The sequence below is a fragment of the Mammaliicoccus fleurettii genome, assembly GCF_002018435.1.
GTDB classification, from domain to species: Bacteria; Bacillota; Bacilli; order Staphylococcales; family Staphylococcaceae; genus Mammaliicoccus; species Mammaliicoccus fleurettii.
The window spans coordinates 1-666 of record NZ_MWJM01000045.1; the positions used below are offsets into that span (position 1 = coordinate 1).

Annotated in this window: 1 rRNA gene; it reads left to right on the plus strand. The window is 47.6% G+C overall.

Annotated features, from left to right (window positions below):
* Positions 1–120 precede the first annotated feature (120 nt).
* A 16S ribosomal RNA gene (locus tag B2G86_RS13010) occupies positions 121–666 on the plus strand; the annotation flags it as partial.

Below are 666 nucleotides of genomic sequence, written 5' to 3' on the forward strand. Positions count from 1 at the left end.
AATGAACATTGAAAACTGAATGACAATATGTCAACGTTAATTCCAATAATTGAGTACTTATAGTACTTCAAAGAGTGATTGGCTTAACCAATCAAAAATGAGCTAATCAAGCTTACTTCTATTATGGAGAGTTTGATCCTGGCTCAGGATGAACGCTGGCGGCGTGCCTAATACATGCAAGTCGAGCGAACAGATGAGAAGCTTGCTTCTCTGATGTTAGCGGCGGACGGGTGAGTAACACGTGGGTAACCTACCTATAAGACTGGGATAACTCCGGGAAACCGGGGCTAATACCTGATAATATTTTGAACCGCATGGTTCGATAGTGAAAGGCGGCTTCGGCTGTCACTTATAGATGGACCCGCGCCGTATTAGCTAGTTGGTAAGGTAATGGCTTACCAAGGCGACGATACGTAGCCGACCTGAGAGGGTGATCGGCCACACTGGAACTGAGACACGGTCCAGACTCCTACGGGAGGCAGCAGTAGGGAATCTTCCGCAATGGGCGAAAGCCTGACGGAGCAACGCCGCGTGAGTGATGAAGGTTTTCGGATCGTAAAACTCTGTTGTTAGGGAAGAACAAATTTGTTAGTAACTGAACAAGTCTTGACGGTACCTAACCAGAAAGCCACGGCTAACTACGTGCCAGCAGCCGCGGTAATACGT